Here is a 13,505-nt window from a genome sequence, read left to right as displayed (position 1 = left end):
TTACTGATTAAATCAAAAAATGTCTGAACAACAAACCATTAGTCCTTGGCAATCTAAACCTTGGTGGTGTCAACCTTGGTCAATTATCCTAACCAGTTTAACATTAATCAGCGGTAGTTGGTTAATCTTCAAAATTATTTGGTTAACAATTTTAGTTGCTATTCCATTATTGATTTGGATGGGATTTTTTCTGTTAATTTGGCCGCAGATGATGATTCGCAGTGGAGTTTTGCACAAAATCACAGAATAGTTAATTTAAATCTTTTTGTCAACATGAATGCTCAAATTTCTATTATTATTCCCACTCTCAATGAAGCGGATAATATTAAAGAAGCAATTATTAGCAGTCAATCTAGTAGTAATGTAGAAATAATTGTAGTTGATGGTGGTTCAAAAGATGAAACATTATTAATCGCTAAATCATTGAATGTTAAGGTAATTATTTCTCCTCCCGGACGTGCTAATCAAATGAATACAGGTGCTATGGCTGCTAGTGGGGAAATTCTCCTATTTCTCCATGCTGATACCCGTTTACCGACTAATTTCGAGCAGATGATTCGCACAACCTTAGCAAAACCGGGAATTGTGGCTGGTGCGTTTGCTTTACGGATAAATGCCCCTAATTGGGGGTTGCGTTTGGTAGAATTTGGTGTAAAATGGCGATCGCATCTTTGGCAAATGCCCTATGGTGATCAAGCTATTTTTCTCACCAAAGATGTATTTCAGCAAGTTGGTAATTTCCCGCCAATATCAATTATGGAAGACTTTGCAATGATGAGAAAATTAAAACCTCTGGGCAAAATTCACCTATTACCAACACCCGTAATTACCTCACCTCGCAGATGGTTAAAAAAAGGAATTATCCAAACGACTATTTTGAATCAAATGATTGTCATTGCTTATTTACTCGGTATTTCTCCAACCCAAATTCGTAATTGGTACTCTTCCCCAAAATTATAGAGAATTTTTATGATTATTACCCTTTTATCAGCAATAGATTTTTCTGTAATTCAAGAATCTGTTAAAGTATCTTCTCCCAATCTTCAAGAATTTTTACAGAATGCTTTACAGTGGATTAATAGCCTTGGTGCTATAGGAGGAATAGTATTTATTGGTATCTATATTATAGCTACTCTAGCTTTTTTACCGGCTGCACTGCTGACATTGGGTGCTGGGGTAATTTTTGGTGTAATTTGGGGTTCTATATATGTCTTTATTGGGGCTACATTAGGTGCTATAGCAGCATTTTTAGGAGGACGTTATTTAGCGCAAGGTTGGGTAAAAGAAAAAATATCTAGTTACAAAAAATTTGCCATCATTGATAAAGCAGTTAGTAAAGAAGGATTAAAAATTGTCCTATTAGTTCGACTTTCTCCCCTCTTTCCCTTCAATTTATTAAACTATGCTTTCGGAATTACTAGTGTTTCTTTTCAAGACTATTTAATTGGTTCAGTGGGGATGATTCCTGGAACAATTATGTATGTTTATTTTGGATCTTTAGTAGGAGATATAGCCTTAATTGGCAGTAAAAATCAACCTGGAAACATCATTCTCCACTGGGTAATTCAAATCATGGGGTTGATAGCAACAATTGCTGTCACAGTTTATGTCACGAAGATAGCTAAGAAAGCTTTAGAAGATGAGAACTTATAAAAATTCTTTGTTTTTTATTTTTCAATAATTTTAGTAATTTTGTTAAATATAAAACCGATAAATTTCTGATGATAATGTATTTATAAATAACAGATCATATAATCAAAAACATAGTTTATACTTAACCATTCAGAGGTAATACTAATGTCAACTTCAGAATCTCCAAGAGTCACAATTCGTCCCATGGATGAGTATAATCAAAAACTCCTCAAAAATGTTCATCCAGATAATTGGGTAAATCCCCAAAGGGCTGATTGTTATGATTTAGTAGTAATTGGTGGGGGAACTGCGGGTTTGGTTGTCGCTGCGGGGGCTGCGGGATTAGATTTGGGTTTAAAAGTGGCATTAATTGAAAAAAATCTCATGGGAGGAGATTGTTTAAATTTTGGTTGTATTCCTTCTAAATGTTTAATTCGTTCTTCTCGTGTAGTTGAAGAAATCAGAAAAACCAAAGATTTAGGGATTAATATTTCTCAGAAATTTGATGTGGATTTTGCCACAGTTATGGAGAGAATGAGACGCATTCGGGCGAGTATTAGTCATCATGATTCTGTGGAAAGATTTAAAAGTTTAGGAATTGATGTTTTTTTAGGTGATGGTAAATTTATAAACAAGAATACTATAGAAGTTGATCAGCAAACATTAAAATTTAAAAAAGCTGTCATTGCTACTGGTGCTAGGGCTGTTAAACCGAAAATTCGGGGAATTGAAGCAGCAGGTTATTTAACTAATGAAACTGTTTTTTCCCTAACTCAGAAACCCGAAAAATTAGCCATAATTGGTGGTGGACCTGTTGGCTGTGAATTAGCACAAACATTTCAGCGTTTGGGTTGTGAAGTGACATTATTTCATCGAGGTTCACATATTTTAAATCAGGAAGATTCAGAAGCAGCGGAGATTTTGCAAAAAGTTTTAATTGATGAAGGTATTCGTTTAGTATTAAATTGTCAATTAGAAGAAGTTGTTACAGTTACGGAAGGAAAACGCCTATATTTTTCTGTGAATAGTGAACGAGATTCGGTGACAGTTGATGAAATATTAGTTGGTGCGGGACGGGCTCCCAATGTGGAAAATTTGAATTTAGAGGCAGTGGGTGTAGAATATGATCAAACCTGGGGTGTAAAAGTGAATGATTATTTACAAACCACAAATCCCAAAATTTACGCCGCTGGTGATATCTGCATGAATTGGAAATTTACTCATGCGGCAGATGCGGCAGCGCGAATTGTGATTAAAAATACCCTGTTTTCGCCTTTTGGTTGGGGACGATCTAAACTCAGTAGTTTAGTGATGCCTTGGGTGACATATACCAGCCCGGAAATTGCTCATGTGGGGATGTATGCAAATGAAGCGAAAAAATTAGGTATAGAAATAGAAACTATTAAGATTCCTTTTAAAAGTATAGACCGAGCGATCGCAGATCATGAAGAATCTGGTTTTTTAAAGATTCATCACAAAAAAGGATCAGATCAAATCCTCGGTGCAACCATAGTTGCTAATCATGCAGGGGAGATGATTTCGGAAATTACTACAGCTATTGTTAATAATATTGGTTTAAGTAAACTGAGTAGTGTAATTCATCCTTATCCCACTCAAGCGGAAGCCATTAAAAAAGCCGCAGACGCTTATCGTAAAACTCTACTAACACCAAGAACTAAGCAATTATTGGGATTTTTAACCAAGTTTTCTTAAATTTGAGAGTTTCAGATCCCCGACTTCTCTAAGAAGTCGGGGATCTTGTTCTTGAAGAAAATATTCATGGTAAAATTCATGAAGAAAGAGAAAAAATTGCCCCAGCTATGCCAGGATTATCAGGACATCAAACAAAATGGAATATAAATCTCTGGCTATTGTCAGCAGTATCGTTATATTTGGAATTCTGGAAACCTTAGTTCCTTTCTTTCAATATCGTCAAAATCCCATTAAAAGAGTTATTCACAATTTAATTTTGGGGTTAATAAATTTTTTTGTGGTTAATTTAACTGTTATTTTAATCTTAAATTCTCTCTGGAAACCAACTTTATGGCGGGGATTATTTTATGATATTAATTTACCCTGGTTACATTTTATTCTCTCTTTTTTATTGCTTGATTTGTATATGTATACGTGGCATAGATTAATCCACACTTGGGGTTTTGCTTGGCGTTTTCACAAAGTCCATCATACAGATAGATGGATGAATATATCCACAGCTTACCGCTTTCATACAGGAGAAGTTATTGTTGCCAATATTCCCAAAATTGGGTTAATTTATCTGTTGGGAATTACACCAAACGCTTGGATATTATATGAATCTTTATTTGCGGTATCATTAGTTTTTCATCACAGTAATTTTGCCTTACCTTTTAAAATAGATAAATTCCTGAGTTATTTTATTGTTACACCTAATTATCATCGCGCTCATCATTGTCAATTAACAAAATATTTAAATAGTAATTATACAAGTTTATTAACTATATGGGATCTAATTTTTCAATCTCGTTATTATCCGCCCCAACCAGAAACTATTCAATTAGGTATATCGGAAGAAACCAGAGATCTTAATTTTATCAGTTTATTAAAATTACCGTTCGTGTCTGTTAATAAACACAATTGATAGGATCAGAGAACGGAATTCAAAAGTAAAACATTAAGAAACTTATCCAAAGATGCAGAAGCTGATTTAAGATTAAAATTAATGAGCTAAATTGTTCAATTTGGAGTTTTTCGCTGTGTTAAGTTCACCTTTACCCACAATCAACGCCCTCAAACAACCTACCAGTGATGCTTGGGTAGAGCAAGCGATCGCTAACCTTGATATTATCTTACTAGATCACTCCCACTGTGAACGCAAAGCCGCAGGAGTAGCATTAAATATGATGTTTCGCTATCCATCTCATGCTAAAATGGTGAGAGAGTTAACAGCGATCGCTCGTGAAGAACTAGAACACTTTGAACTCGTCAATCAATGGCTAGAACGCCGTAACATCAAACTAGCAGCCCTATCCGCACCCCCCTACGGTGCAGGGTTAAAATCCCAAGTTCGGGGACAAGAACCCCAGAGATTTTTAGACTCCTTACTCGTCACCGGCTTAATAGAAGCCCGTAGTCATGAACGCTTAGGACTCCTAGCTGCTAACTGTCCAGAACCAGAATTAGCCGCATTTTACCGCAGTTTAATGGCATCAGAAGCCCGACATTTTGGGATGTATTGGGTTTTAGCTGATACCTATTTTGACCGAAAAATCGTCATGGACAGATTAGACGAATTAGCAGAGGTGGAAAGTCAATTATTATCAACCTTACACCCAGAACCGAGAATACATAGTTAGTCAGTTTTTGCCGGAGTATGGATTAACAACCAAGATTGCAAATCATTCAAACTCTGAAAATCTAAAAGAGCTTCACTCAATTCTTCCAACACAGATAATGGTAAACCAGAAATAGATTTTATCTTTCTCTGAGATATTTTACCAAACCGCTTTGTTAATTGTCGAATCACCAAATTAATTGTAGCTTGTTCTATGCCTTGTTCTATGCCTTGTTCTAGTCCTTCCTCTAGTCCTTCTTCTCTGCCTTGTTCCAGTCCTTCCTCTCTGCCTTCTTCTTTAATTTCTTGATAAACTCTAGTTTCTTTGAGTGTAATTCCTAACATTGATTCTACCTCCCGACGACTCAGATTTTCAAACTTGTAGACCATGATTGTCGTGATCATCTCCATCATAGCTTGACTTGATGGTGTGACAATCTCCTCATGGGTTCTGGTTAATAAATATCTAGCTACTGCTGGGGCTTGACTTTCTCCCAGAGTAGTTAGTAACATGACACCTAAACCTAATGGTAATTCTTGAATATCTCCCAATTCATCTAAATATACCCGATGTACTTGAGGACTGTTGAGAAATCCCCGATGAGGATAAATGTCATTTTGTTCTGTATTTCGAGATGGATAAATAATCACTACTTGCCAATCACAAAACCTTTTGCGATTACGATAAAAATATAGTGAAGTTTCCGCGCATATTCTTTCATACAATTCCTCATCTCTTTGAAATTGCACTTCACAAAAATATACTACTCCTTGTCCATCACTTTCTGGCGGTAAAAACACACCATCAATTGCAAAAGTTGGTTCTTTAACAGCCACAGAATCAAAGCGATAAGCCTGAGCATTAATCGGCGGATCTGTCAACAGTTCAAACAACAAAGATGGATATTGTTGAAAGAGTTTATAAAAAAGTGAATCTCTTCGCATAAATCATGATTATAATATTTACTGGTTAAAATTCCTCCAACTTTGCGTCTTTGCTCCTTTGCGCCTTTGCGCGAAACATAATTTAACTGTAAAATAGAAAAAACCCCGGAGGTAGAATTACGGTTTACGCACGTCCCCTAGCCAGATTAATCGAACAATTGCAACGGCTACCCGGAGTTGGACCCAAAAGCGCCCAACGATTAGCTTTGCACATCTTAAAAAGACCAGAAGCAGAGGTAGAGGCCTTAGCCCAAGCACTTGTTGACGCGAAAAAACAGGTAGGTTTATGTAAAGTTTGTTTTCACCTTTCATCAGATCCAGTCTGTGAAATTTGTCGTCACCCTCAACGAGATAATACAACTATTTGCGTAGTTGCAGATTCCCGTGATGTGATTGCCTTAGAAAAAACCCGTGAATTTAAAGGTAAATATCATGTTTTATGTGGTGTAATTTCCCCTATGGATGGTATTGGACCAGAACAGTTAACCATTCAAGCTTTAGTCAGACGAGTAAGTGAACAAAAACCCCAAGAGGTGATTTTAGCCATTAGTCCCAGTATCGAAGGGGAAACCACAACATTGTATATCGGTCAATTACTAAAACCATTTACTAAAGTAACTCGTATTGCCTTTGGTTTACCCGTCGGTGGTGATTTAGAATATGCTGATGAATTAACTTTAGCCAGAGCATTAGAAGGACGCAGAGAACTAGATTAAAAGTAGCAAATTTCATTACCAAAATGTTTTTTACCAATTCCTTAGAAAATCAACTTCAAGAGTGTAACAATACCATTAACGTTCAACCAAATAATGTTAATGCTTATGTTCGACGAGGTATGGTTTATTTTAAATTAGGAAAAATTACCGAGTCAATTCAAGATTTTGATCATGCAGAAAAGTTAGATATTCAAATTACTCCTTATCTTTGGCAACGCGGGTTAAGTTATTATTATGCAGAACGATTTGCTCAAGGTGCAAAACAGTTTGAAATTGATTTAACTGTTAATGCTCAAGATGTGGAAGAAACTGTCTGGAGATATCTTTGCATAGCTAGATTATCCGGTGTTACAGCAGCTCGTAATTCTTTATTACCCGTGAAAAATGATCCGCGAAAAATCATGAAATCTATCTATGATTTATTTGCAGGTAATTGTACAATAGATGATGTTTTGAATGTGGGAAAATTGGCAGGATTAAAAGGTAAGTTTTACAGTCATCTTTATTTGGGTTTATATTATGAAGCTGAGAATAATTTAGAGTTAGCGCAGGAATATATAGTTAAAGCGGCTGATGAATATAAAATTGATGATTATATGTGGTATTTAGCCGTAGTGCATAAGCAGTTACGGGAATGGGAGTAATATATGAAATACAGTAGGGCTGATTCCTAGTAAAGAAAGCTGCTAAACAAGCTGAAGCTGCTCTCAAAGTGTTAATCAACTCGTTGTTTGGCTTTTATGGGACTTCTGGTGTTGGTTTTAACGATATGGAAGCTGCTGCACTGGTTACAGCTTATGGTAGACGGATTCTGCGATTCATGATTGATGTGATTGAAAAAGCGGGAGGTATCCAGGTTGAAAGTGATACTGATGGTATGTTCTTCTCCCACTCTGAACCTCTGCTGATATTTGAGAGGCTGCAAAATGCTTTACCTACTGGTATCAATATAGAGTTGGAAAAATATCCAGTTTTCAAGATGGACGGGGTATACATTCCTTTTGATTAATAATTTTTGCTTGGATAGTAGTTTCATCAACGACTTTTTGGTTACGAAGTTGAGTGATCGCTAAGTCAAGAGGATGATATTGCATTTGCAAGCTATTATCTTTATTTAGAAGAAGAGTATATTGAGTTTTTTTGTTTACTAGTTGTTCTCTTTCGTTTAGAAATTTCCATTTCTTCAAGTTCTGCACTTTCAATGAACCGTTAAGAAATATTTGAGCTTTGGGATATTCTTGTTGCCACTGTTTTCGCTTATCATCGATAATAGAATTAATTTTATCTTCACTCTTAAATAGTATATTGACCTCTTGGATAGTAGTACATCCATCTGCAATACTTTTTCCAAATGGATATCCTATGGTGGTGAGCCAGATAGCAATAATCAGTATTACAATAATAGGAACTAAAAAAGCAACTAAATTAACTTTTGGTTTAGTAGTAGGAGGAGTTTGCTGTTTAGAGCTAAAATGGAAGGGTTCTAATTCTTCTAGTTGTAAATAACTACTAGTATTGTTCATACTTAAGGAAAATTTATGCGAAGAAATGGCTGAATTTGGTTCGCTATACTCCCAAAATTGCCTGTAAGCTTCCATTAACAAATTATGAGCTTCTTCAATATCTTGATCAGCAACAAAACAATCTTTTTTGTTCCGAATTCCCTTAATAACAACACCCTCAATTAAATATATTTCTCTACCAAATTGATCCTTCAATATATCATTTTCTTTTTCAGGGTTTAGACATTTTTCCGTTGCCTTAATAACTCGAAAAACTATAGTAAAGTCTCCAGCTTTTGAGCCAGTAATTTGTCTAATCAATCCTCTTTTTGATTCTGTTAAATCTCCCTCAGCTACTCTAGCCAATAAATTAGAAATCTTAGATTGACAGATAAAATCAGGAGCTACCACTGTTCTGTAATCTAGATGGCGATTTCGGCTTACTAAAAAATGCCAAGCTTCAACAATCATACTGCTATACTCCAAATAGGTAGAAATAAAAAAATCAAAATCCTGATACTTATGCTGAAATACTTTCAGCTTTCAGAATCACTACATTTTTCCTATAATCCAGTCTAACCTTGTTTATTTAAAGTGGAAACAAAAAACAATTCCCTAATTTGAAAATACAGATGTAGTTAATATTTGCAATATCTTATTACTAACAAAAATATTTCAAATATTTTGTTAGTAATAAGATATGTAAAAACCTCGTTAAGTAAAAAGATTTCACAAAAATTGCATTGCTGAAAATGCCGAAACCCAAAGATGGCTCATCATGGAGCAAGCCAAGAAAACGGTGGGAAGGGAATGTTCCGCAAAATCCAATAGACCAAAATGATTTTTAGTGTCCACCAAATCCAAGTAGGCTTGATGAAAATTTGGGTAAGTTTACGCCCTGTAAATGCAGGAAAACTGTAGCAAACATAGGAGTAGAAAAGATAAGGTAATGACAATACCATCAGAGGATTTAGATCAAAAGCCGTCCAAAGATGACCATGAAGTAACTGATGAATTCCCCGCAGTGTTCCACAGCCCGGACAATAAAAACCAGTTAAAGTGCGAAAGGGGCTAGGTGGATAAAGTCGCCCCGGTATCGAAGGATTAAAGTAGTATAGAATAACGGCTAAAATCAGAATGATTCCTGATAAAATAGCTACTTTCAATCGTCTTTTGTCTAGAGGAGATAAGGGCTGGGAGGCAAGATTTCTCGATAGCATAAAACTCTTGTGAATAAAGAATAATAGTCGTTGTAATTATGATTGACTTGCTATCATCAAAACAACATACAATATTAAGAACAAAATTCCAGCTACAAAAGAAATCCAGCACCATTTTTTAGCATTATCTGATGCTGTAATTGCGCCTTCATAATCTCCTGCTTGTAATTTTGTATTAACTTGAGCAGCGTAAACAATAGCTACAATACCAAATGGTAGACAACAGAATATAGTTAACAAAATCGCTTGAGTTAAATAATTAGGGACGTTGGCCTTCATAAGTTTAGTTGAACTAATAATTTATACAATTTGCCAAATTTTGATCATGTTGTCTTCAGAACCACTAGCCAATGTTTGATTATCTGGACTAAAAGCTAGAGTTTTAACTATACCATTATGCCCAGTCAAAGTATCCAATAGAGTTCCGGTTGATAAATCCCAAAGTTTGATTGTGCGATCCTCACCTCCACTAGCAATAATCTGACTATCTGAGCTAATAGCGAGCGACATAATCGATCCATCGTGGCCTTCCAAACTATACAGCAACTTGCGGACTTTCCAGTCCCATATATACAAATTGTTACCATAACCTCCGCTAATTAGTGTTTGTCCATCGGGGCTAAAAACCAGAGAGCGAACAAAGCCAGGATGCTTATCTAAGGAATGAAGTAATTTACCATTCTCAATATCCCACAAAAATACTGTCTTGTCGCTGCTACCACTGGCTACAATACGCCAATCAGGAGAAACAGCGAGTGTATAAACAAAACCGTTATGTCCCATTAATGTGTGAATTATCTGACCCCCATCAGTTTCCAATTTCCAAACCTTCACAGTTTTATCCTGACTACCACTGATGAGCGTTCGTCCATCGGGACTAACTATTAAGGCATTAATTCTATCAAAATGACCCTTCAACGGATTATGTAAGCGTTTTCCTGTATTAGCATTCCAGACCTTAATGCTTTTATCTTCACTGGTGGTAAATAATAGTTGTCCATCTTTACTAAGACTTGCCAGTACAAGCCCTGATGTTTCATTAACAGTTCCTTTTAATTTTCCTGATGCAACTTGCCAAAATCGAATGCTTTTATCGTGACTGGAACTAAAAATAATTTGACTATCGGACGTAAAACCAACAGAAAGCACCACCTTTTGATGTCCAATCAGAGTCCGAGTTAGAGATGCCTTTGATCGAGTAGTCTGGGGAGATGTTACAGATGGATTTGGAGAAGGAAAAAGAATTTCTCCACCTAGATTAGCGTCAGCAAAATCTTTCTCAAATTTCTCAAGATGCTCTAAAAAAACACCAACTAAGTAATTGAGTGCTGTTCGGTCATTTTTGACTTCCTTCAGTCGTTCTTCTTTATCTCGAAGTAGCAGTTCAGCTTCTTTATTTAAAAAAGACTGAATTAGCCTGGTTAAAAAAACAAAATTATCTTTAAATTGATCTGATTCTTGAATGTATTCTTTGTCTGGTTCTAAAGAGTTAATATAAGCTTTTACTCTATCAATTAGAACACAAACCAGAGGAATTTCTACCTGGAATGGTTTAGGAATAACTCCAGGATTCTTTTTCATTGAACCATCCGGTTGGAGAGTTGCGAATTTACTACCAACAGAACTGACAGGAATTATGCGTATTGGGCAGCCTGCTTTTTGTCTACTATCAACCACATCCTTAAACTCTTGAACTTTAGCTAACAGGCAATTTCGCACTTCTGATAAATTGTAGTGATTTTCCAGCAAATCCCATTTACTAATAATAAAGTGAACTGGAGTGTTCTTGCCACAATTGTCTACTAGTTGCATTATGCTAGGCAAATCCGTATGTAACCATAGCGATCTATCCCTATTTGACCATAGTGATCTATCCTCATTATTTTGACTCTGCTCCTCCATAAACTGATAGACTTTGAAACCATCTATAATTGCCAAAACTGCATCAGCTTTGCTAACTTCTTCTTGAATATTCAAAATAATGCTGTCGTCTTCTTCACCTATATCTGTAAGGAGTCCTCCTTTATAGTCAATATAGGTAAACTGACAAACTGGATATTTATCTAAATTGGAATTCTTGACACAACAAGTAAAAGTCCAATCAGTAACATCTCTCGTTCCATCAGGCCAAATATCTCCAGCACTTATTTCTGTGTAAATCTTTCTGAGCTTTTGTTCCTTTTTAATGTCGGCTACTTTTAGAAAAAAGCCCTCTTCACCTTGGATTGATAACTGGTTAAAAAGACTTCCCAAAAATACAGTTTTACCAGCACCAGATGTTCCTAAAGTAATAATTTTATAGTTATTCATGAAAATTAGTTTTCGATTCGATTATTGAAGAATAAGTTCAGATTCAGGAAAGTCTAATTCAAGTTTATCTTGAATATATAAAAAGCTATCAATTGCATGAGTTAAAGCTGTTGCGTCATCTGTTACTATTTTAAGAGAACTATCTCTCTCAGCGCGTAATTTATCAAGATTTTCTTTGTTTTTTATTCGTGCTTGAGAAAATAATAAATCATCTAATTTATTTAGTAATGGTTTAGCAATTTTAAGCTCACCAGGTAAATATTGATCTAACATTTGTTCTAAAAGAACATCAACAACAAAACTACCAGCAGTTTGCATGAATTGTAATAATGGATTTTGTTGGACTATTTTTTGTTTTTGATTTTCCAGTTGTTCTCTTTTCTGTAATAATTCACCAAGTTGCGCTTTCATTCCATCTGGAAAAACACAAGAAATAGGTACTTCAACTTGAAAAGGCTTAGGAATTGCACCAGGTATTTTTTTCATACTTCCATCAGATTCAAGATTTGCAAAATTTGACCCAACAGAACTAACTGGAATAAGTCGAACTGGAGAATTTGCTAGATTGCGTTTGTGGACTAACATTTGAAATTCAGGAATTTCGATAAGGCGATCGCGTATCTGTTTTAAAGAAAACGTTTTTTCAAGTAAGTCCCATTTACTAATCACAAAATGAATTGGTACTTGACAATCTGACATCCATTGAATAATGTTGGGTAAATCTTTATTAAGAAACGAATCAATATCTGATTGGTTGTCATTAGTCATTAAAGCCTGGATTTTTTTTCCATCAATCAGACCCAAAAGAGCATCAGATTTTTTAATAATATCTTGCAACTCTGTGTCCTCTTCATTCATATCAGTTAGTCGTCCTCCAGCATAATCAAAATAGACAAACTCACAAGCATCATAGTATTTAAGATCGTCAGGATTTTTAACACGACAGATATACGTCCACTCAGATATCTCACTGTATCTCGTTCCTTTAGGCCAAATATCTCCAGCAATTATTTCTGTATAAATAGCATTGAGTAATCTTTGCTGTCTGGGATTTTTAACATGAAGGTAGAAACCATGATCTGCTTGAATTCCTAGTGCCCTAAACATACTTGCTAGAAATACAGTTTTTCCTGATCCTGATGCACCCAAAGTAATAATTTTGTATGTTTTCATTTGTATTTATTTTGCTAATTTGTTTACTATTATATAATTCTCACAAAAATGTGCAAAAGTCAATATGTTATAGCAAAAAATAGTGTAAAAGGAACAACATTTACCGTGGTGAAAACGAATTCTTTCTAACTCGCACCATCAAACAACTAAAAACCCACACTCTAGATCAACAATGGGCAAACTTCAACTATACAGAATACCCCCCAGAATCTAAAGAAACCATTCCTCAAGCATTATCCGATATCATGACACCACCAGTTGGGAGTGGAGGAAGATTAGTACACCAACAGCACATTACTGGGAGTTTGTTCAAAAGAAATTTTGTTGCAGTTAGAGTCCATTCTCCCCAAAATTCCCTCAACAAATACCCTCCTGATCACCAACACTCACAAACCTGACGCGAGAAATAAATCAGTCAAATTACTACTGGAGTACGCACAGGTACAGGAATTTCCTCTCATTCCCCAATGGCAAACCCAAGCATTAATACAGCAAGCTCGTACTTTAGCTGACGAAGTAAGTGTAACACTCACCACCGATGCTTACAAAGTATTGATTGATTACACAGGCAATCATACACGACTGATATTCACCGAACTAGAAAAGCTCAAAACATAAGCTTTGGGTAAAACAGTCAATGGGGATATGGTGAAAGAATTAGTCTTGTGAAAGTGCTGCTAATAGTTTACAACTAGCC

16 protein-coding genes and 1 pseudogene are annotated in these 13,505 nt (G+C 35.6%); 11 read left to right on the top strand and 6 right to left on the bottom strand.

Annotation, left to right across the window (positions count from 1 at the left end; translation table 11 throughout):
* Positions 1-19: 19 nt before the first annotated feature.
* The 6 genes from ANA_RS04695 to ANA_RS04670 all read left to right on the top strand — a co-directional run bounded on the left by ANA_RS04695 (position 20) and on the right by ANA_RS04670 (position 4,964).
* On the top strand, positions 20-250 hold the full coding sequence (locus tag ANA_RS04695; RefSeq protein ID WP_015078909.1) for a DUF6737 family protein: 231 nt from the start codon (positions 20-22) through the stop codon (positions 248-250).
* A 23-nt stretch (positions 251-273) separates the two neighbouring features.
* Positions 274-960 (top strand): TIGR04283 family arsenosugar biosynthesis glycosyltransferase, encoded by a 687-nt coding sequence (locus tag ANA_RS25305; RefSeq protein WP_041457690.1) that lies wholly within the window; start codon positions 274-276, stop codon positions 958-960.
* Positions 961-969: 9 nt separating this feature from the next.
* Positions 970-1,653, top strand: coding sequence for a TVP38/TMEM64 family protein (locus ANA_RS25300; protein ID WP_015078907.1), 684 nt, complete (start codon positions 970-972; stop codon positions 1,651-1,653).
* 144 nt (positions 1,654-1,797) lie between these two features.
* Positions 1,798-3,345, top strand: a complete 1,548-nt coding sequence (locus tag ANA_RS04680) for a mercuric reductase (protein ID WP_015078906.1) — start codon at positions 1,798-1,800, stop codon at positions 3,343-3,345.
* A 136-nt stretch (positions 3,346-3,481) separates the two neighbouring features.
* On the top strand, positions 3,482-4,249 hold the full coding sequence (locus ANA_RS04675; protein WP_015078905.1) for a sterol desaturase family protein: 768 nt from the start codon (positions 3,482-3,484) through the stop codon (positions 4,247-4,249).
* Between the two features lie 115 nt (positions 4,250-4,364).
* A complete protein-coding gene (locus ANA_RS04670) occupies positions 4,365-4,964 on the top strand; it encodes a tRNA-(ms[2]io[6]A)-hydroxylase (RefSeq protein WP_015078904.1) in 600 nt (199 codons plus the stop codon).
* On the opposite strand, the gene ANA_RS04665 is transcribed toward ANA_RS04670, so the two are convergent.
* Positions 4,961-5,887: an Rpn family recombination-promoting nuclease/putative transposase gene (locus ANA_RS04665; protein ID WP_015078903.1), complete on the bottom strand. Its 927-nt coding sequence runs from the start codon at positions 5,885-5,887 to the stop codon at positions 4,961-4,963. The genes ANA_RS04670 and ANA_RS04665 overlap by 4 nt on opposite strands.
* Before the next feature lie 116 nt (positions 5,888-6,003).
* On the opposite strand from ANA_RS04665, the gene recR reads away from it, so the two are divergent.
* The 3 genes and pseudogenes from recR to ANA_RS04650 form a co-directional block, all read left to right on the top strand.
* Entirely contained in the window at positions 6,004-6,603 is a 600-nt protein-coding gene (gene recR, locus ANA_RS04660; RefSeq protein ID WP_015078902.1) for a recombination mediator RecR, read from the top strand.
* Between the two features lie 23 nt (positions 6,604-6,626).
* Complete coding sequence (locus ANA_RS04655) at positions 6,627-7,247, top strand: tetratricopeptide repeat protein (protein WP_015078901.1); 621 nt, start codon at positions 6,627-6,629, stop codon at positions 7,245-7,247.
* Positions 7,248-7,309: 62 nt separating this feature from the next.
* Positions 7,310-7,612, top strand: a pseudogene (locus ANA_RS04650) (DNA polymerase domain-containing protein); the annotation flags it as partial.
* Here the strand turns inward: ANA_RS04650 and ANA_RS04645 are convergent.
* The 5 genes from ANA_RS04645 to ANA_RS04620 form a co-directional block, all read right to left on the bottom strand.
* On the bottom strand, positions 7,578-8,576 hold the full coding sequence (locus tag ANA_RS04645) for a hypothetical protein (RefSeq protein WP_041457683.1): 999 nt from the start codon (positions 8,574-8,576) through the stop codon (positions 7,578-7,580). The pseudogene ANA_RS04650 and the gene ANA_RS04645 overlap by 35 nt on opposite strands.
* Positions 8,577-8,881: 305 nt before the next feature.
* Positions 8,882-9,271, bottom strand: a complete 390-nt coding sequence (locus ANA_RS04640; RefSeq protein ID WP_235081950.1) for a DUF2752 domain-containing protein — start codon at positions 9,269-9,271, stop codon at positions 8,882-8,884.
* Positions 9,272-9,361: 90 nt separating this feature from the next.
* A complete protein-coding gene (locus ANA_RS04635) occupies positions 9,362-9,604 on the bottom strand; it encodes a CD225/dispanin family protein (protein ID WP_015078898.1) in 243 nt (80 codons plus the stop codon).
* Positions 9,605-9,625: 21 nt separating this feature from the next.
* Complete coding sequence (locus tag ANA_RS23435) at positions 9,626-11,635, bottom strand: WD40 repeat domain-containing protein (RefSeq protein WP_015078897.1); 2,010 nt, start codon at positions 11,633-11,635, stop codon at positions 9,626-9,628.
* Positions 11,636-11,656: 21 nt separating this feature from the next.
* The gene (locus ANA_RS04620) at positions 11,657-12,808 is read right to left on the bottom strand and encodes a hypothetical protein (RefSeq protein WP_015078896.1); all 1,152 of its coding nucleotides are present in this window, start codon (positions 12,806-12,808) and stop codon (positions 11,657-11,659) included.
* Positions 12,809-12,906: 98 nt separating this feature from the next.
* Between ANA_RS04620 and ANA_RS28115 the strand changes: the two genes are divergently transcribed.
* The gene (locus ANA_RS28115) at positions 12,907-13,206 is read left to right on the top strand and encodes a hypothetical protein (protein WP_371260398.1); all 300 of its coding nucleotides are present in this window, start codon (positions 12,907-12,909) and stop codon (positions 13,204-13,206) included.
* Positions 13,130-13,426, top strand: coding sequence for a hypothetical protein (locus ANA_RS28110; protein WP_254433057.1), 297 nt, complete (start codon positions 13,130-13,132; stop codon positions 13,424-13,426). The genes ANA_RS28115 and ANA_RS28110 overlap by 77 nt, the downstream gene beginning before the upstream one ends.
* Positions 13,427-13,505 lie beyond the last annotated feature (79 nt).

It is taken from the genome of Anabaena sp. 90, assembly GCF_000312705.1.
Taxonomy (GTDB): domain Bacteria; phylum Cyanobacteriota; class Cyanobacteriia; order Cyanobacteriales; family Nostocaceae; genus Dolichospermum; species Dolichospermum lemmermannii.
This window is presented reverse-complemented; position numbering and strand designations above follow the sequence as displayed.